At 42.2% G+C, this 18,712-nt stretch carries 17 protein-coding genes; 10 read left to right on the top strand and 7 right to left on the bottom strand.

Annotation, left to right across the window (positions count from 1 at the left end):
* Positions 1-8 precede the first annotated feature (8 nt).
* A complete protein-coding gene (locus tag NWP17_RS03525) occupies positions 9-1,709 on the bottom strand; it encodes an ABC1 kinase family protein (protein ID WP_280653528.1) in 1,701 nt (566 codons plus the stop codon).
* A gap of 253 nt (positions 1,710-1,962) precedes the next feature.
* Positions 1,963-4,551: a DUF3458 domain-containing protein gene (locus NWP17_RS03520; RefSeq protein WP_280653527.1), complete on the bottom strand. Its 2,589-nt coding sequence runs from the start codon at positions 4,549-4,551 to the stop codon at positions 1,963-1,965.
* Positions 4,552-4,881: 330 nt separating this feature from the next.
* Here NWP17_RS03520 and NWP17_RS03515 point away from each other — a divergent pair, with 330 nt between their 5' ends.
* From NWP17_RS03515 to NWP17_RS03505, 3 genes are all read left to right on the top strand, one after another.
* Positions 4,882-5,370: a GNAT family N-acetyltransferase gene (locus NWP17_RS03515; RefSeq protein ID WP_280653526.1), complete on the top strand. Its 489-nt coding sequence runs from the start codon at positions 4,882-4,884 to the stop codon at positions 5,368-5,370.
* A gap of 45 nt (positions 5,371-5,415) precedes the next feature.
* Positions 5,416-6,102, top strand: coding sequence for a ComF family protein (locus NWP17_RS03510; protein ID WP_280653525.1), 687 nt, complete (start codon positions 5,416-5,418; stop codon positions 6,100-6,102).
* A 68-nt stretch (positions 6,103-6,170) separates the two neighbouring features.
* Positions 6,171-6,629, top strand: a complete 459-nt coding sequence (locus NWP17_RS03505) for a PPC domain-containing protein (protein WP_280653524.1) — start codon at positions 6,171-6,173, stop codon at positions 6,627-6,629.
* A gap of 30 nt (positions 6,630-6,659) precedes the next feature.
* Here NWP17_RS03505 and cobS read toward each other — a convergent pair whose 3' ends face one another.
* Positions 6,660-7,430 carry an adenosylcobinamide-GDP ribazoletransferase gene (gene cobS / locus NWP17_RS03500; protein WP_280653523.1) on the bottom strand — a complete coding sequence of 257 codons (771 nt, stop codon included), beginning with the start codon at positions 7,428-7,430 and terminating at the stop codon, positions 6,660-6,662.
* Between the two features lie 251 nt (positions 7,431-7,681).
* On the opposite strand from cobS, the gene NWP17_RS03495 reads away from it, so the two are divergent.
* The 5 genes from NWP17_RS03495 to psbM all read left to right on the top strand — a co-directional run bounded on the left by NWP17_RS03495 (position 7,682) and on the right by psbM (position 10,368).
* The gene (locus tag NWP17_RS03495) at positions 7,682-8,131 is read left to right on the top strand and encodes a hypothetical protein (RefSeq protein WP_280653522.1); all 450 of its coding nucleotides are present in this window, start codon (positions 7,682-7,684) and stop codon (positions 8,129-8,131) included.
* 60 nt (positions 8,132-8,191) lie between these two features.
* Positions 8,192-9,313: a tRNA guanosine(34) transglycosylase Tgt gene (gene tgt, locus NWP17_RS03490; protein ID WP_280653521.1), complete on the top strand. Its 1,122-nt coding sequence runs from the start codon at positions 8,192-8,194 to the stop codon at positions 9,311-9,313.
* A gap of 76 nt (positions 9,314-9,389) precedes the next feature.
* Positions 9,390-9,527 (top strand): photosystem II reaction center protein K, encoded by a 138-nt coding sequence (locus NWP17_RS03485; protein WP_066378894.1) that lies wholly within the window; start codon positions 9,390-9,392, stop codon positions 9,525-9,527.
* Between the two features lie 162 nt (positions 9,528-9,689).
* The gene (locus NWP17_RS03480) at positions 9,690-9,986 is read left to right on the top strand and encodes a 2Fe-2S iron-sulfur cluster-binding protein (RefSeq protein ID WP_280653520.1); all 297 of its coding nucleotides are present in this window, start codon (positions 9,690-9,692) and stop codon (positions 9,984-9,986) included.
* Positions 9,987-10,251: 265 nt separating this feature from the next.
* Positions 10,252-10,368, top strand: coding sequence for a photosystem II reaction center protein PsbM (psbM, locus tag NWP17_RS03475; RefSeq protein WP_280653519.1), 117 nt, complete (start codon positions 10,252-10,254; stop codon positions 10,366-10,368).
* A 230-nt stretch (positions 10,369-10,598) separates the two neighbouring features.
* Here the strand turns inward: psbM and NWP17_RS03470 are convergent, their stop codons facing one another.
* Both NWP17_RS03470 and NWP17_RS03465 read right to left on the bottom strand, forming a co-directional pair.
* A complete protein-coding gene (locus NWP17_RS03470; protein ID WP_280653518.1) occupies positions 10,599-11,450 on the bottom strand; it encodes a universal stress protein in 852 nt (283 codons plus the stop codon).
* Between the two features lie 421 nt (positions 11,451-11,871).
* Positions 11,872-13,980 carry a M3 family metallopeptidase gene (locus tag NWP17_RS03465; protein WP_280653543.1) on the bottom strand — a complete coding sequence of 703 codons (2,109 nt, stop codon included), beginning with the start codon at positions 13,978-13,980 and terminating at the stop codon, positions 11,872-11,874.
* A 445-nt stretch (positions 13,981-14,425) separates the two neighbouring features.
* Here NWP17_RS03465 and NWP17_RS03460 point away from each other — a divergent pair, with 445 nt between their 5' ends.
* The gene (locus NWP17_RS03460; RefSeq protein ID WP_280653517.1) at positions 14,426-14,803 is read left to right on the top strand and encodes a DUF1823 family protein; all 378 of its coding nucleotides are present in this window, start codon (positions 14,426-14,428) and stop codon (positions 14,801-14,803) included.
* A gap of 213 nt (positions 14,804-15,016) precedes the next feature.
* On the opposite strand, the gene NWP17_RS03455 is transcribed toward NWP17_RS03460, so the two are convergent.
* Positions 15,017-15,796: a hypothetical protein gene (locus tag NWP17_RS03455; RefSeq protein WP_280653516.1), complete on the bottom strand. Its 780-nt coding sequence runs from the start codon at positions 15,794-15,796 to the stop codon at positions 15,017-15,019.
* A gap of 270 nt (positions 15,797-16,066) precedes the next feature.
* On the opposite strand from NWP17_RS03455, the gene NWP17_RS03450 reads away from it, so the two are divergent.
* Positions 16,067-16,876 carry a type 1 glutamine amidotransferase gene (locus NWP17_RS03450; protein WP_280653515.1) on the top strand — a complete coding sequence of 270 codons (810 nt, stop codon included), beginning with the start codon at positions 16,067-16,069 and terminating at the stop codon, positions 16,874-16,876.
* 31 nt (positions 16,877-16,907) lie between these two features.
* Here the strand turns inward: NWP17_RS03450 and typA are convergent, their stop codons facing one another.
* Positions 16,908-18,698 (bottom strand): translational GTPase TypA, encoded by a 1,791-nt coding sequence (gene typA / locus NWP17_RS03445; protein WP_280653514.1) that lies wholly within the window; start codon positions 18,696-18,698, stop codon positions 16,908-16,910.
* Positions 18,699-18,712 lie beyond the last annotated feature (14 nt).

The following is an 18,712-nucleotide window of genomic DNA, read 5'->3' as shown; positions in this document are numbered from 1 at the left end:
AAATATTTTTACTGTTTTGGAACCGATGATGCTAATTTGGGAATAACTGCTGTTACGCCTTCCCTGGATAAATCTCTCAACATACCAATGGCTACGTCTAACAAACGATTCGGTTTAATGTCCTCTTTCACCAAATCCCAGAGGCGTTGAACTTCTTCTGTGTGAAGACGGTCATCTTCAGTGAGTGCCAATACTAACTGACGACGGAGAAATTTACCTTCCTCAGAGAGCAGATATTGTAAGCCCATTTGTGCTGTAGGTAAGACATCAAAGCTGCGGTCAGTACGAGCAATTTGGATCAGGTTTTCTAAGCGTTCCCACTTAAATTTATTGTCTTTAAACAACACGTTCAGTAGTCGTCGCCTTAATTCGGGAGATTCACCAGTTAATAAGCGTCTTGCTATGTAGGGATAACCCACCTCCACAATTTTAAAATTGGGGTTAAGACTAAGGGCGATACCTTCTTGAGTCACCAGAGAACGAATAATCAAGGCAAACTTGGCAGGAACTCGGAAGGGATATTCATACATCAATTCCGAAAATTCATCAGTTATGGTTTTAAAATTAAAGTCCTGGACATTTTTGCCAATGGCATCTCCCAACACTGTTTCTAATGCTGGGATAATTGGGCAAATATTTGTGTCTGGAGTCAGAAAACCTAAAGCGACAAAATCTACTGCCAAGTCGGTGTAATCTTTGTTCACCAGATGCACTAGGGCATCTACTAGAGTTTCTTTGGTGGTTTCCTCTAGCTGATCCATCATGCCAAAATCAATGTAGGCCATACGTCCATCAGCCATGGCAAACAAATTGCCAGGATGGGGGTCAGCATGGAAAAAACCATGTTCTAATAATTGTTGTAGTCCGGAAGTTACACCTATCTGGATGATTTCCTCTGGGTCTAAACCAGCTTGTTTAACCTTGGTAGTGTCGGTGAGTTTAAATCCGTTAATCCATTCCAGAGTTAAAACATGGGTTTTGGTGTATTTCCAGTAAATCGCCGGCACTTTGACTCGCGGATCATTGCGGAAGTTGGCGGCAAATTTCTCCGCGTTACGCCCTTCATTGATGTAATCAATTTCCTCAAATAACTTGCTACCAAACTCGTCCACAATTAAAGTGAGATCGTGACCGAGATTGAGAGGTAGCCAAGGTGCTAACCAACTAGCCATCCAGCGCATTAGATACAGGTCAAGGGTGATCACCGGGCGCAGGTTGGGGCGTTGTACCTTTACGGCTACTTCTTCCCCTGTGACTAAACGACCACGATAAACTTGACCTAAACTAGCCGCAGCCACTGGTTTGGCTGACAAAGTACTAAAAACTTGAGAAATTGGTCGCTCTAACTCGGTTTCAATAATTTGATAGGCGATCGCATTGTCAAATGGTGGTAACTGGTCTTGCAGCTTGACTAGTTCTTCTAGGAAGTCTTTTCTCACCAAGTCTGGACGGGTGGACAGGGCTTGACCTACTTTAATAAATGTTGGACCAAGTTTAGTCAGGGTTTCTCGTAATTGGATAGCCCGCTTGCTTTTGTGTTGCTCAACTTTATCTTGCCACTCGTCCCACTTGAGACCGAAAATAAATCTAGCAAAAGACCAGATAATTTGTATTAGTCGCCCCCACGCCAGCCAGGGACGATAACGATAGTGACTAGCGATCGCTTCAGGACTGTAGCGTTTGAACTGACCAGGTTGATACTGACCCACGCCTTTACATACCTCTCCAACTGGGAATTCGATACTGTTCTTAAAAGTTGTTAAAAACTGATCAACTTTATAAAGCCTACCGTTTGACAAAACCTACTCGTGTAGAAACACGTAATACTTTTCGTCTCAGTAAAAGCAAAACCTTTAATGGTGTATTTTTATCTTTTCCTTAATTATACTTCATAAAAGTACAAATTTTATGGAATTGAGGATGGGGAGAAATGTTTAACCATTCCCCAACCCCTGTTCCCTCCTAATGACTAGATTTTGCTTCCAAAACTTCTAAACGACTTTTCAGTTCTTGATTTTGTTGTTTGAGTTGGTCTAGTTCCTCCCGCAGCTGGCGCAGTGTGTTGTCTGTCCCCACATTTTTTTGCACTTTAGTAATTTCTTCTTCTGCATAGCGACGCACACGCCCATCTGCTGTTTGATCAGCCAGCGATCGCAAAATCCCTATAGCTTTGGGAGTTTCCATCTGTCCCAAAGCTGTCACCACAGCCACTTGAGTTAAAAAGAAGGTTTCTTTAGCCAGTTCTGATAGCTTGTCTAATATCCGCTCTAAGTTTACCGGACTTTGACCCACAGAAATTTTACCTAAAGCCCGAATGGTGGCTAGACGCAATGGTTGTGGTAACCCTGGTTGGGTGTATTCCAGCAGCAGATTTAAAGCCGCTTCTGAGGTTTTCAGTTCAGCTAAACCCGCCACTGCACCACTCCGCACAACTTCATTCCAACCGGCTTTTTCTGTTAAAACTGACTGTAGCAGCTTGATCACTTTTTCTTCTTTGGGTTTTTCTGTGAAATTCACCGATGCGATTGACCCCAAAGCCCGACTAGCTGCTGCTTCCACGTAGTAGCTAGGATCACCATTTTTAAGCAAGTTTTTGACAACTTTGTAACTCTCATGGGTTTTGATTGTTCCCAGGGCTTCTAGCACCGAACGCCGCACATAGGGGATTGGATCTTGTAATCCAGCAACTAAGCCATCAAAAGCTTGATTTAAATTAATTTTTGCCAGTTGTTTGGCTGCTTCCACCCGCACACCCCAAAATGAATCATTTTTCAGTGCATTTGACAAAGCCATGGTAGCTTCTAAAGTACCTTTTTTGGCTAAGGTTTCCGCTGCATAAATCCGGGAAATAGGGTCAGGGTCAAATTCTAACTGTGCTTTCAACTCTGGTAGTGGATATTCCAAGGTGACCGTTTTCAGGAAATTATTACCTACATCAAAGCTCACAAATTGGGGCTTTTCTGCTAGGGGAAAGTAAAAACTCTGTTCCTGTTCTTTCACCCGCACTGTAAAATTTTTCACTTCTACTTGGTTATCTGGTTGGGTGTAGCCAAAACCAATGGGGATTTTCAGGTTAAACAAATCCTTACTATCATTTTTGCTAGCCTGGGTTTGAGTTACAGTCACTTTTGCCAAATTAGCCTCACCATCCCAGGAGTAAGCCACTTGAAAATCAGGATGACCGCCCCGGTAAACGTACTGGTCGAAGAGAAATGTTAAATTACGCCCGGTGGCTTTTTCAATTGTCCGCAGTAGGTCTATTGTTTCTACTGTTCGATGAGCATGATCTTGGACAAAGGTTTGAATTGCTGACCAAAATAAATCTTCTCCTAGTTCTGCCCGAATCATGTGATAAACACAAGAGCCTTTTTCGTAGATATGGCGGTCATAAAGTTCGATGGCTTCTCGGTAAACATGAGTTACCATGGGGCGGCGGTAGCGGTTGCTATCTTCGTCTAAGTAACTCCTAGCCTCTATGATTCGGTAGTATGCTGCTTCTTGCTGTCCATATTCATGTTCTGTCCACATTACCTCAGAATAGGAAGCCATACCTTCCTTGATCCAAGCATGAGACCAATGTTTAATGACTACTAAATCACCAAACCACTGGTGGGCTAATTCGTGAACAACTAAACTTTCTGTGTTGCGATTGTCTAAAGCGGCCCGTTCATCGAGTAAACATCTATCTGTTAGCAGGGTTGTAGAAGTATTTTCCATCCCCCCAAAGATGAAATCATCAACACAAACTTGGGCATATTTAGGGAAAGGATAAGCATAACCATACTTTTCGCTTAAAAATTCCATCATGCGCGGCGTTTTGCCCATGCTGCGTTTAGCATCGTCCTTTCTACTCTTGTCTACGTAGTAGATGACGGCTTTACCTTGCCATTGATCTTGAATTTCGGCAAAGTCCCCCACGGCTAAAGTCATTAAGTAGGTGGGATGAATTTGCTGCTGTGACCAATGGTAGATTTTTTGATTACCATCTTTTTGCGTGTCAATCAGTTCGCCGTTGGAAATTGCTATTAAATCTTTGGGAACCCGGACACGAATTTCCGAGGTAGAAAGTTGTCCTGGATAGTCGAAGCAGGGAAACCAGAAACGAGAGTCTTCGTCTTCTCCTTGTGTCCATACCTGAATCGGCTTGTTAGGGTAGTGTTGGTCTGGTTGAATAAAGTAGAGACCGCGTTGGGGTTTTTCTGCTGAGTAAGTGATGGCGATGAGTAAATGTTGACCAATTTGTGTGGGTTGAGACAGATGAATTACTAGCTGTTGTCTGTCATACTCGAAGTTCTGGGAGATTTCGTCTACTGTTACAGATTGGATATTGAGGTTAACAGCATCTAAGGTCAAATGGTCAATGCCAGAGCGAATGGGTAACAGGCGAATGCTGCAAACACCCTGGTAACTTTGGTGAGGAATATCCAAGGACAAATCAAGGCAAATATGCTCCACTTGTCCAGGGCGGTCGGGGTTATAGTGGGGTCTAGCCCCCGGTAACTCAAACTTATTATGACCGTTGTTTTCTGTATCAAAGTAAAACTGTGACATTAATCTTAAATGTTTAGATGTATGGAAGTGTTATCTGTTTAATATTTAAAGTTACACCAGTTTTTATGTATTTAGGTTCAATACTTGATTTTTCTTTGCTCTTGGTGTACATCACTTAAGCGTTTCTTAGTTGCCATATTGGCTTCAGCTTTCTTTCTTCAGAGTTGCCCTGTTGATTAAGTTTCCCACAAAAGCTATTAACTGGGTACATTGGAATATAGATCCAGAAAATTTTTCTGTGCCTACCTGATCCGTAAGTAGTAGTAATCATTCCCAGGATTCGAGGTATGGGGGTTTTCCCCTCCCAACACTACACATCTGTGAGGTTTTATGAAGAATTATTATCGAGATTTTTTGATTCGTAACTGGGAGATAAGCGATCGCACCAGAGCGGCTTCCGTAATTAATTATGTATTATCAGAATACGGACTGGGTTGGGAACCCAAAGGGGCAGACAAAGATGTACTGCAAGTGGAAGAGTTTTATTTACACAGGGGAGGTGAATTTTGGGTGATTGAACACCAAAATCAGATAGTAGGTACGGGGGCTTACTACCCAATTCAACGCGGTAACAAAGCTGTGGAAATCCGCAAAATGTATCTTTTATCCAGTGTCAGGGGTTTAGGATTAGGTAAATATTTGTTACAACAACTAGAAACAGCTATCGCTCACCGTGGTTTTGAGGAAATTTGGATTGAAACCGCCAGTGTGTTGGTGGAAGCTGTTAAGTTATATGAAGGCAATGGTTATCAATTGGCCACAGGGGTGGAAACTCCTCGATGCGATCGCGTGTATGTGAAATTTTTGCGGGATAATTAAAAGTTAAAGGGGATTATTTACCGACTTTTCACCCCTAATCATCAAATGCTCATCTGGAAACGAAGTTTTGATAACTTTCTCAATCTATTTCTGCAATCAAATTGTCTTTTATGCCAAAGACCGACATCTGGTGAGTTTTGCCCTAACTGTACTCAGCAACTCAAAAAATGTCAGCACCAAGACCCGGCGGCTCTATGGCAAGAAGCAATACCAGTATTCGCCTGGGGAATTTATGGTGGTGTTGTCAAACAAGCGATCGCCATGATGAAATACGAAAATCACCCCCAAATCGCCCGACCTTTGGGACAATGGTTAGGAGAAGCATGGTTGTTATCAAATGTATCTCAGTGCCAACCACAACCTTTAGCTGTTCCTATCCCACTCCACCCCAATAAGCAAAAAAAACGGGGTTATAACCAAGCTGCACTGATAGCTGAAAGTTTTTGTGCCACCACGGGTTTAAAATTGTGGGTAAATGGTTTAAAACGAGTGCAAGACACTAAAGCACAGTTTGGTTTATCAGCATCTGAACGAGAAAGTAACTTAGCTGAAGCATTTGCTGTTGGGGAAAAATTACGCCATCGCCATGTCCCAGTGTTATTAGTTGATGATATTTATACTACTGGTGCCACAGCCAGGTCTGCTGTGCAAATACTCAATCAAAATGGTATTGCCGTTTTAGGCTTAGTTGCTGTTACTACCGGCGTGAAAGGAAAATATCCTAAAAGTTGATGGCAAGTGATTTTTGAGAAATCTATAATTAATCGATCATTCTATTTTTGGGGAAACATTTTCTAATAATGAACAGAAAGGCTTTTGTGGTGGGTTGCAGATTCATCATGACTATTCCTACCACCTTATTGCTAGTGGGCATAAATACCAGGGTAGGATTTGCGGAAAATAAATTGTATAGTCCAATTCCTTTAATTCCCAGTACGGAACTGTCAGATACCCTCTCAGTTCAAGATATTCCCACAGGTCAGGGCGGCTTTGGGCGTGATTATATGATCAAGCTGAATAAGGGTGATAAGTTGGTGATTGACTTAACTTCTGAGAGTTTCGACACCATAATTACACTATTAGCACCCAATGGATCAACAGTGGCTGAAAATGATGATGGTCCTGATGGTACTAGCAATTCCTTACTGTTTACCCGCATTAATGAAACAGGAAATTACATTATACGTGTCCGGTCTTTTGGAGAAACTGGGGTTGGGGTGTTTAAACTTAACGTGACAAAACTACAAGCAGTTAAGTAGGGAACAGGGAACGCTACTAGAGCCTACTGGTTAAAAAATGGTGAGTACACAGAGAAATAAGGCTTCTGTCCATTCAACCACCGCGCCATAAGTATCTCCTGTGTGTCCCCCTAGTTGATGATGGAACCATACCCCGGTTAGGGTGGCCATGGCACTTCCAGTTAATATCATACTGAGGGCAAAAAATAAATCTTGACCGTTTAATAATGTCATTACAGCACTAAGACTAAGTAACAACAATAGTCCCGGTAATAGGTCTTTGTATGAACGAATGGCTTGTTTATGAAATGCGCCTTTACCCGTGGGTTTTAAGTAGGGATATCGAGCGATGGCCAGTTGTTGTCCCCAGCGTCCCCATCCACAAGCCGCCATCAGCACTAGCCCACGGTGTTGTTCAATATCTATTAAAGCTGTGGTTTTTAGTAGTATGAGGGCGATGGCTGTCATGGCACCAAAAGCACCTGTAGCACTATCTGTCATTACCTCTAATCGTCTTTCTGGGTTAGTGACCGCTAAACCATCGGCAGTATCCATTGCTCCATCTAAATGCAATCCTCCAGTAATAACAATCCAAGTAACCACTATTAAAGCGCTACGAATTATCACTGGCATTCCCAGATAGTTCATAGCGGCATCACCAAGCCCTAAAATTCCGCCTATCATTAGCCCCACTAAGGGGGCAAAATATGCCACTGTGCGGAAGTCTAGCTCGTTTATGTAGGGTAGAGGAATAGAAGTATAAAATATAATACTAGCATATAAATTAAAAACTAATTTTTTCCACCACTGGGGCTGAGACATTACTTTAGTCAGTATAAATAATTTTGGTAGCAGCAGTCGGAGATTTTTTAACTGAAAATAAGATAACCTTAAATCAGGAACTTAAACTACCAGAGGCAAAATTTTGGATTCTTTAACTCTTAAGTTAGTTTAGACTTGATTAGAGGAGATCCCTGCAAAATTGATATTTTTGAAAATGTAGGGGGACAATGGGCTGTTCAATTTATTTTTAGCTATGTTGTACCTTACCTTTACTTATCTCTTGTTTTCCTATGAGCCATCATCTACCCAACACCAGAATACCAGCTCCGTGTATTGTGAACACGGGTATAATTGTCAATAAGGTTGATATGCAGCGATTAATGGCGGATTTAGGTCGAGTCCGCTATATATACACCCAGGAAGGGAAATTACAGAGCGAGGGTGAAGGCGATGTGATGGAAGTGTTTATCAATCCTCAACGGTCTACCTTAGTTGCTAACTCGGCTCTGTACTTGAATGTTTATAGTTTTGATTACCTGGAACTAAAACAGTCCCCCCAACAACAAACTTACTTTGATTTGTGGCAAGAAGATATGTGTTTACGCCTGATTCCTCTTTCCACTCCTTTACAAGAGCGAAAGGAGCGCAATTTCAATTTCAGCGCTCTGGAAGCGATGATGGAGCAGGTCTTATCTGCTAAATGGGATGCAGAAATTGATGATGATTGTGAAAGTTGGTGATGGCTTGTTGGTTTTTGAGTTTTTTGTCAATACATTTAACGTAATAGCATTAATTTTACCTTGAGTGCCAATTTTTCTTTTCAATCCCTGGCTCAATGTAGCCAGACCAAAGCCAGGGCTGGTATATTTATCACTCCTCATGGTCCTGTGGAAACGCCAAGATTTATGCCTGTGGGAACTCTGGCAAATGTGAAGACTGTTACGCCAGACCAGCTAAGAAATACTGGGGCGCAAATGATTTTATCCAATACTTATCATCTGCATTTACAACCAGGGGAAAGGATTGTGGCTGGTGGTGGTGGATTACATAAATTTATGGGTTGGGATGGCCCAATGCTCACTGATTCCGGTGGTTTTCAGGTGTTCAGTTTGAGCGAAATGCGGAAAATATCCTCAGAAGGTGTAACTTTTCGGTCTCCCCATGATGGGCAAATTATTCACTTAACGCCAGAACGCTCTATAGAAATCCAAAATACTTTGGGGGCTGATGTGATTATGGCTTTTGATGAATGTCCCCCTTACCCAGCTAGTCGCCAAGAGGTACAACTGGCTACTGAGAGGACTTATCACTGGCTGGAACGCTGTATGATATCTCATGAACGCCAAGATCAAGCTTTATTCGGTATTGTTCAGGGCGGAGTGTATCTGGATTTACGCGCTGAAGCTGCCCAAAGTTTAGCTAAGTTGGATTTACCAGGATATGCTATCGGTGGTGTGAGTGTGGGTGAACCCCCTCAACTGATGGCTGAAATCGTCCGGACTACAGCCCCACTGTTACCACCGGAAAAACCTCGTTATTTAATGGGTGTGGGTACTTATCGGGAAATGGCAATTGCCATCGCTTCTGGTGTAGATTTATTTGATTGTGTTATTCCCACCCGGTGGGCTAGACATGGTACGGCAATTGTTCAAGGTGAACGTTGGAATTTAAAAAATGCTAAGTTCCGTGAAGACCATACACCGTTAGATGCGGCGTGTCCTTGTTATGCTTGTCAAAACTTTAGCCGCGCTTATATATCTCATTTGGTGCGATCGCAGGAAATTTTAGCTTACACATTATTGAGTATTCACAACATTACCGAATTGATTCGCTTTACCCAACAGATTCGTAAAGCTATATTCAGCGATCGCTTTACCCAAGAATTTGCCCACTGGCTCACAGTAGAAAATGTTGAGTATTAAATTCAAGACTGCCTAAACCGTGTTAAGATACATCTCAATTATGAAGTCTATGTTAGATAGGTGGATTTAAACCAACATGGAAGCAGCATTGTTATTAGCAAAATTGCCTGAAGCTTACCAAATTCTAGATCCTTTGGTGGATGTTCTCCCAGTTATTCCCGTCTTCTTCTTGTTGCTGGCTTTTGTATGGCAAGCAGCTGTTGGCTTCAGGTAAGCTAACTGATCACCAATTCTGGGGACAGGTAATATACCTGTCCTATTTTTTTAGCAATTTCCTGTCAAACTTGATATTTCTTAATATTTTGTAACAAGTCCCCAAAATTAAGTAGTATAGTGTACGGAAACTGTACCAAACTCAAGGAAGTATGAATCACTTATGGGTAACATTAAATTTGTCAAAGAAAATAAAGAAGTAATAGCTGCTGATGGAGCTAATCTGCGGATCAAAGCCATGCAAAATGGCATTGATATATACAAAATCATAGGTAAGTTGACTAATTGTGGTGGCAATGGTCAATGCGCTACCTGTATTGTGGAGATAGTGGAAGGAATAGAACATCTTTCTCCCCGTACTGATGTAGAGCAACGTAAATTTAAGAAAAAGCCTGATAATTATCGCCTAGCTTGTCAAACCCTAGTCAATGGTCCAGTAAGTGTGATAACTAAACCCTAACTTCTCCCTCGGAAAAAATTGAGCTAGGACTGGCAGGGATCATGTTATTCTAAAATTGTTGCCTAAAATGTCCTTCTAGAACGGCTTTTTATTGTGTTATAATACGGAAGAAGTCGGCATGGGGCATCGGCACGACTTTAAACGGACGGGGAGCAACTGTCAGACTACTTAGGTAGCAAGTTGCAGTGAAGCGTCAAGAATCACCGAACTTCTAAGTAGGTGAGTATGTCAATAAAAAACAAAATCAAAGAGAGGTTTTCTTGCTATGCAAGTGAATGACCTAGGGTTTGTAGCGAGCATTCTGTTCGTTTTAGTTCCCGCAGTGTTTTTAATAGTTCTTTACATCCAAACTGCTAGCCGTGAAGGTGGAAAAGATTCTTAAGATTGGTAAATAACATAAACAACCCCTACACCATTGGTGCAGGGTTTTTTATTGAACACCTGCAAACCTCAATTTATTAGATATGGCGACTTTTGCCCAAGTGAGGTACATTTTTATGGGAACCAGATACCTGCACTACAACACCTTTATCATAAGAAATGCTACAGGTAGTGCAGGCACACTATGGTTACGCCCAGTACGAAGATTACACAAATTAAATGGGTGAGTGCTTAACTGGCAGTGCGTGCCAACAACACAGGACAAGTTGCATTCACTCGAACATAGTCAGACAAAGAAGCGCCAATAAGTCTGTCTATATCCACAAAACTCTTAGCCACCGATGGGCGACGGTCTGGAGAGCCCAGTAATAATAAGTCTGTATTTAACTCTTCTGCTAAACGGCAGATTTCTTCACCTGGTTTGCCGATACCAGTGACACAACGAGCGTTGATACCGTATTTGTGGGCTTCGGCAACGGATTGAGCTAAGATGTAATCTTTTTCTGGGTTAGTTTCTGTACCTTTAGCGGTTTTGCCACGGGAATCTGTAGTAATATGAGTTAAAAATAACTGACTGCCTTGGGTGTCTCTTAAAAGAAACAGTGCCAAACTTAAGCATTTTTTAGCGGAGTCGGAGTTATCCATGGCGACCATAACCCGCTTAATTCTCTTGACATAAATATCATCCTTCACCAGCAACATGGGGCGAGAAGAAAGCTGGAAAACATACTGACTAACGGAGTTAGATAAAATTGATTGCAAACGCTTGAGTCCCCGTGAACCCATAATAATTAAGTCTGCATCTATTTCATCTGCTACTTGGCAAACAACATCTTTAGGGTCTCCTTGGCGCAAAATTGAAGACACAATACTAGGGTCTAAATTTAGAGACACAATAGCATTAGCTAGAATTTTACCACCCTCTTCCCATTTTTCTGTCATGGCAGCAGCAGTACTTTGGGGAGTGACAACATGCAAAACTGTAACTTTTGCAGATTGGATTGATGGCATTTCTTTTAAGCTTTTGAGCATTTCTTCTGCGTGACCCAACCCAGAAACCGCTAACAGAATTTTTTGAATCATTGTTACTTCTCGCCGTTAAAGTTGCTTTGGTGTTTACTCGTTTACTCTTATTACTTGCTTTAGTTGAATGTTTCAACCTCTTGATCAATCACCTAGTCAGGCGGCAAATGGCAAATAGTTAATTAATATTGAGTTTTTCTGCACTTTATTAACTAACTTTTAAACTAGGTGGCAATGATTAAGCATATTCTAAATTTAGCTTAAATAAGTTTATGAATTATTATTTTAGTTATGATTTTTAATCAATATTTATTTTTTTTAATCATGGAAAGTTTATAGGATTTTAGAATCCCCTGTGTTTTAACCGGGGGAGATGTCAAATAAATGATCAAAATCTTGTATTGCGGGCATACTGCCCGCAACTGATGTGATTAATTAAACCGGAATCACCCCACCCTGCTAAACCTATGTTCTGTCTCCCTTACGCCGCGGTGGATAATAAACCAGTGTGCTTAAGTAAAGAAACTGTGCTGGGTTGACGACCTCGGAAAGATACAAACACCTTCATGGGATGGTGACTACCACCCAAAGCTAAGACTGTATCTCGGTAACGTTTACCCGTGGCTTGTATGGCTGCTTCATTTTCTAAACCGACTTCTTCAAAAGCGGCAAAAGCATCAGCGCTAAGTACCTCAGCCCATTTGTAACTGTAATAACCTGCGGCATAACCACCAGCGAAGATATGCCCAAAGGCGCATAAAAAAGCGTCTTCTGGTAATGGGGGTAAAACTGTGGTGGTTTTGGCTAGGCGATGACGCACATCGGCGGCAGTTTCATCACCACCGGGGCGATAACGACAGTGCAATTCTAAATCCACTTGGCTAAAGTGAATTTGACGCAACATTGCACTACCACTCATGTAGTTGCGTGCCGCTAGGAGTTTTTGATAATAATGCTCTGGTAGGGGTTCACCAGTTTGATAATGTCTGGCCATACCAAACAAGGTGGGGCGCTCATAACACCAGTTTTCCATGAACTGACTGGGTAGTTCTACCGCATCCCATTCTACATTGTTAATGCCTGCTGCTGCGGTGTAATCTACTTTGGTGAGCATATGATGTAGTCCATGACCAAATTCGTGAAATAATGTTTCTACTTCATCAAAGGTCATTAAACTGGGGTTGCCGTCTACTGGGGGACTCTGGTTACATACTAAATATGCTACAGGTAAACGAACGGCGGTGAGACCATTCTCAGCGATTTTGCGGCGATTAATACAAGTATCCATCCAAGCACCGCCCCGTTTTTCGGCTGGACGGCTGTATGGGTCTAGGTAAAAGTAGGCAAGGGGAGTGCCGTTGTCATCGGTAATTTGGAAATAACGCACTTCTTCATGCCACACCGGGGCTTGACCATCGGCGGGGGTGACGGTGATGTTAAACAAACGATTGACAAGTGCAAATAAGCCATCTAACACTTGGGGTAAGGGAAAGTAAGGACGTAGTTCTTCAGCAGTAAAGGCAAATTTTTCTTCTCGTTGCCGTTCTGCCCAAAAACTGGTGTCCCAGTGTTGTAAGTTGTCCGCCTCTGGTGCTTGTTTGGATGCGGCAAAGGCTTTGAGTTGTTCTAGGTCTTGCACAGCTGCATGATAACTGGCTTGACGTAGTTCTTCTAGTAACGCTTCTACTGCGGCTACATTGGGAGCCATTTTACTGGCTAAACTCAATTCAGCATAATTTTCAAACCCGAGTAAGGTGGCTAGTTCTTGCCGTAATTCTAAAATACGCTCAATCAGGGGTTGATTATTTAAATCTCCCGATGAGGCGCGGGTTATGTGGGCTTTGTATAGTTTTTCCCGTAGGTCCCTGCGGGCGCTGTGCTGCATGAATGGCACATAGCTGGGAAAGTCTAAAGTGATGCGCCACGGGCCATTTTCTGGGGAGGCGTTTTCTACCCCTGCGGCACGGGCTGCTTGTGCTGCTAAACTGAGTAAGCTATGAGGTAACCCCTCAATTTCTGCTGGTGTGGTCAAGGTTAAGCTATAGGCTGTGGTGGCATCAAGGACATGGTTAGAGAACTTGGTGGACAATTCCGCTAGTTCCATTTGAATGGCGTTAAAACGCTCTTTTGCCTCTCCTTGTAACCCCACACCGGAAAGTTTAGCATCTCTGATGGCTGCCTCCACAATTCGCTGCTGGGCTGGTTCTAAAGTGTCCCAGTTGTCACTAGCCCGGAGTTCCTGGAGAGCGTGGTAAACAGGTTGGCTTTGACCAAGCTGGTTAAAGAATTGTACTACTTGGGGTTGTACAGTTTCATAAGCTGCCCGTAGTTCTGGGCTATTCTTCACACCCATTAAATGGCTCACTATACCCCAACTCCAGTTTAGCGGTTCTGTCAGCTTTTCTAGTGGTTCTAATAAACCGCTCCATGTGGGCTGGATATTAGCCTCTAAGTTGGTGATCTGTTGGTCAAGTTCTGTTAATAACTCTTGGAAGGCTGGTACTACTTGCTCTGGTTGAATATCCTGGAAAGGAGGTAAGCCAGAACCTTTGAGTAAAGGATTTTGAGAAATAGTGACATTTGCACTCATGGTTTTGTGTGAGTCCCCGATAATTGTATTAATTAATGTATCTTGTGAGGTAATCCACATACTCACCCGAAGGACATTGATTGAGAGCTTATTTGAGGATCAGCTATTGCATCGAGTAGTAATTTAGATTTTTGGATTTTGGATTATCCAATTTTATCTAAAAATTGGTTTAAAACCCCGTCGTTGGTTCTTTAAAAATTGGCATTGATGTAGGGTTGGAGTACTTCTACTCTGATAGCAATGGCAATCATGAGGAAAACCCGCCATATTTACCTAAAGCAGAAAAATATATGGGGAGTGTCAATTGCTTTACTGCTGATTGATTGGATCACGTTACAGGCGCAGGGGTGCAGAAGTGTAGGTTTAGGTAGAGTTTTTTTATATATTCTGTATTCGCAGTCTATCTAGGATACAATTTAAGTGGATTGTAAATTATTAATGCCTTATGTCTAACTTGCCACCATTAAATACAGAAACAATCTGGGCAATTATCAATGAGCAAATTGATGATGATACAGTTCATCGGTTAGTATGGCATTATTTAGGCTATCGCCATGACTCCGTAACGGGCAAATGGGATAATAGCCAAGTCAGACCGGAATGGCAAGAGGAGTACCCAGAACCACCTGATTTTATTGCTAGTCGCCCGGCCACTATGAAATTAACCCGTTCTATTTCTCAGGAAAATAAACAAATACTTAAGGAAAAATTAGGTTTTAAGGGTTATAAAATCGGTGAGTTTGGACCTCGACAAACTCGTAGAGCAACCGCAGCCAATTGGTTATTGAGTCATTTACAAGAAACTCAGGGCAAAATTGAGTGAATTTTCTGCAAATTAAACATGATAAAATCCAAAATCCAAAACACCCCTCACCGCAAGCGGTGAGGACGGGGTGATTCGGCTGTAATCATAAGTAATCAAGCGAACATGACCGAACATGACAGTTGAGGGAAACTGTCATATCTCCTACCTACCCAATCACCAATGATGCTATTTTAAGTTAATTCCTAGGTAGCAACACCACTTTGAGGATAATCACACTAAATAGCTGGTATTGGGGACAATGGGAAAGAAGGCATATTCATACCAAGCAGTCCAGATAAAACTTCTGATCCAGCGTTGATATTTTTCGGCGGTTAATTCATAGCTAAATTCACCATGGGATGTATCAATAGAAGATAAATGAGAATTGCAACCGCAACCATGATGATAAGTAAAACCGTATTGAGAAGCTATGCTTTGTACTTTCATTTGGATAGCAAATACTTTTCCCCCATGTAACACAGCATCCCAAGCCCGTTTGTGGACTATATCTCTTTTGTCAAAGCGTAAAGCCCGTTCTTCAAATATATGATCTCGATAAATTGGCGCTAGGTGTACATGATAAAAACTAGCGGGTAGTTCATAGCCAAATTCCTGAAACAGTTCTAAGCCAATGTGTGCTACTTTGACAGCATCGGCATATTTTTTTCCCTGTGATTCTACATCTTCCAGGAGTTGGGTAAAATTTGGATAGCTATCAACTAAGAAGTCATGTCCATAAAATTCTAAGGTTTCATAACCTAGTTGTCCGAATAACTGACAAAATGCCGACTTAAAACCAGATAATTCCGGACATTCACTAAATAAGTCTACATCACCCAGGGCTAGTTTATATTGGAATAACTGCGCCATTTCTACATAACTTTGTGGCTGCTTGATGCCTACATTTGCTCTTCCTGCTGCTATATCCTGCCATAGGGTGGGTAGTTGAGAAACGGGAACGGCATTTTCATTAGCAATGACGGCAACGTTAGGAGCTTCAATAACCTGCATAAGTAATCTCCATAAAACATCAAAATCAGCATTTAATTACCATACTCGACTTTTAAGGATAAAAAATGAAATTTTGATAAATATTTTTTTAATTTGGCAATTAGTTTTATAGTTGAGAGGATTTGATTATTTATATTTACTTATATTTACTTATATTTAATACTTGTATTTACTTATATTTAAATTTTCACAGGTTGGCAATTTGCATCTTAAACATTTGATGCTATGCTTGATCAGCAATCGAGAGTTTTATGATTAACCTGTTGACCAATGACTAAAAAATTAACTATTGGCTGGTTATATCCTAAATTGATGAGTACCTACGGCGATCGCGGTAATGTGATTACTATCCAACGGCGCGCCCAGTGGCGGGGGTATGATGTATCTGTGGTAGCACTAGATCAAAATGCCACGGCTGCTGATATTAACAATGTTGATGTTATAGTTGGTGGGGGCGCACAGGACCGTCAGCAAGAAATTGTCATGCGTGATTTGCAAGGAGCGAAAGCTGATGCCATGCGTGATAAAATCGAAAATGGTACACCGGGGGTATTTACCTGTGGATCTCCCCAACTACTGGGAAATTATTATGAACCTGCTTTGGGTCAACGTATTCAAGGTTTGGGAATACTGGATTTAGTTTCTGTACATCCTGGGGAAAATACTAAACGGTGTATTGGTAATTTAGTAGTTGAAGTTACGGCTTCTCGTCTGGCGCGAGAGTTAGAAGAAATGACGGGGACTAAACCTTATTTAGTCGGGTTTGAAAATCACGGGGGACGTACTCAGTTAGGTGAGGTGGAAGCCCTGGGGCGTGTGGTGTATGGTTTAGGTAATAACGGTGAGGATGGTACTGAAGGAGCATTCTATCAGAATGCGGTGGCCACCTATTCCCACGGACCTCTATTACCTAAAAATCCTTTTGTGGCTGACTGGTTGATCAAAACAGCTTTGCAGTTAAAGTATCAGGAGGCGATCGCTTTGTCTCCTTTAGATGACACTCTAGCTTTACAAGCCCGTTCGGCAATGTTGAAGCGGTTAAAAGTTAGTATATCTAATCCTGCCACAGCTATAGTTTAAAACCCCTCCTGGACGGGAGGGGTGGTGTAGTTCATCGTTTGGCGAACTTCTTAGTTACCTTCCGCAAACGAATTGATTCTGGTGTCACTTCCACCAATTCATCCGGTCCGATGTACTCTAAAGCCCTTTCTAAACTCATTTCTACTGGTGCTTGTAGTTGTACTAGTTCATCACCACCAGAAGCGCGGTGATTAGTTAACTGCTTAGTTTTACAAACATTTAAATCTAGGTCTTGAGGGCGATTGTGTTCTCCAATAATCATCCCCTTATATACTCTAGTACCGGGGGTGATAAAAAATACTCCTCTATCTTCCGAGTTTTTCATGGCGTAGAAAGTAGAAACACCTTCTTCAAAAGCAATAAGAACGCCTTTGTTGCGCGCTTCAATTTCACCAGTGAGTCCACGATAATCATGGAAACTGTGGTTCATAATTCCTTCCCCACGAGTTAAACGCATGAATTCACCCCGGAAACCAATCAAACCACGGGCGGGAATAATAAATTCTAACAGGGTGCGTCCATTACCAATCACTTGCATATCTTGCATTTCGCCCTTGCGTTGTCCCAATCGTTCAATACAGCTACCCACAGCATCTTCGGGAACGTCCAAGGCTAACAATTCAAAAGGTTCGCAAGGTTGACCGTTAATTTCTCTAAAAATTACCTGCGGTTGAGATACTTGGAACTCAAAACCTTCCCTGCGCATGGTTTCAATTAAAATCCCCAAGTGTAATTCACCCCGACCGGAAACCAGGAATTTATCGGGAGAGTCGGTTTCTTCCACCCGCAGAGCGACGTTGGTTTCTAATTCCCGTAACAAGCGATCGCGTACTTGTCTTGATGTTACTAGCTTACCTTCCTGACCCGCAAAGGGTGAATCATTAATCCAGAAGGTCATTTGTAAAGTTGGTTCATCTACCTTAATTAATGGTAAGGCTTGGGGTTCGTTGGGGTCGGTAATGGTTTCCCCAATATAAGCATCAGCGAAACCAGCCACAGCCACAATATAACCAGCGCTGGCTTCTGTCATTTCCACCCGCTTTAGTCCTTCAAATCCCATTAATTTGCTAATTTTGGACTTGACAATAGTACCATCTTCCTTTACTAAAGCTGCTTGTTGCCCAGTTTGGATAGTACCATTATGGATTCTACCAATTACAATCCGCCCCAGATATTCAGAATAATCTAAGGTGGTGACTTGCAATTGTAAAGGCTTATTGACATCTCCCACAGGTGGTGGAACGTGTTGCAGAATAGCATTAAATAACGGCTGCATATCTACCGCTTCTGCTTCCATGCTTTCCTTAGCATAACCTGCCATACCGGAAGCAAACAGATAGGTAAAATCACACTGGTCTTCATCTGCTCCTAATTCCAAGAACAGATCCAAAACCTTATCTACAGCCAGGTGGGGGTCTCGTTGGGCGCGGTCAATTTTGTTAATTACAACAATAGGCCGCAGTCCTTTTTCCAGAGCTTTTTTCAATACAAAGCGGGTTTGGGGCATTGGCCCTTCGTTAGCATCGACAATTAACAAACAACCATCAACCATGCCTAATACCCGTTCCACTTCCCCACCGAAGTCAGCGTGTCCGGGGGTATCAACAATATTGATCAGGGTGTCTTTGTAGCGAACGGCTGTATTTTTGGAAAGAATTGTAATACCCCGCTCCCTTTCCAGGGTGTTGGAATCCATGACACAATCCGGAACGTCTTCACCTTCTCGGAAAATACCAGATTGTTTCAGGAGCGCATCAACCAGGGTAGTTTTGCCGTGGTCAACGTGGGCGATAATGGCGACGTTGCGAATTGGGAGCGTCATAGGATCTTTAGTGT

The sequence above is a fragment of the Chrysosporum bergii ANA360D genome (assembly GCF_029891735.1).
GTDB lineage: Bacteria > Cyanobacteriota > Cyanobacteriia > Cyanobacteriales > Nostocaceae > Umezakia > Umezakia bergii.
The sequence above is the reverse complement of the archived record's forward strand: the minus strand, read 5'-3'. Positions and strand labels throughout refer to the sequence as shown.